Raw genomic sequence first — 589 nt, 5'->3', positions numbered from 1 at the left:
ACTTGGATCGCAATTTCTTGTTCAGGTACGCCGATCAGGTCTACCTTCGAAATTCCGCGAGCTAACAGGTCTCGTTCGAAATCGTAGGCTATGCCCCGCAATTCGCTGAGAGGTGCATCTGCAGAAAGTATTAATGTGGCAACATCTTCATTGAGAACAACCTTAGAAATCTCCGGCTCTTCTGAGTCCGACGGCAGGTTGCGCACGAGTGACACGTGTTCTTTTACTTGATCAAGTGCAAGGCCCATATCTGTGCCTTCGTCGTATTCAAGGCTGATCACGGCGCTGCTTTGATACGACGTCGATTTCATTTCTTTCACGTAGTCGAGTGAGCGTAGCTCTTGCTCGAGAGGCGTGACAATCGAGCGCGCAACATCTTCGGCACTCGCCCCCGGCCAGATGACGCGCACTGTAATGTAGTCTGGTTCGAAGGTAGGCAGAAACTGTGTATTCAACCGAGTGAGCGAAACTGCACCAGCAATGAGGATAATCAACATGAGCAGGTTCGCGGCTACTCGGTGTTTGGCGAACCGACCTAGTAAATCCTCACGATGTTTACCGTTATCCATGGTCATTTGGTGCTGCCTTG

1 protein-coding gene is annotated in these 589 nt (G+C 50.6%); it reads right to left on the bottom strand.

The genetic code is table 11. From position 1 onward, the window contains the following. A partial coding sequence (locus A3750_RS04920) for an efflux RND transporter permease subunit (protein WP_197474905.1) occupies window positions 1-575 on the bottom strand: 575 nt, incomplete at its 3' end. Window positions 576-589: the final 14 nt, after the last annotated feature.

It is taken from the genome of Oleiphilus sp. HI0079 (genome assembly GCF_001635105.1).
This window is presented reverse-complemented; position numbering and strand designations above follow the sequence as displayed.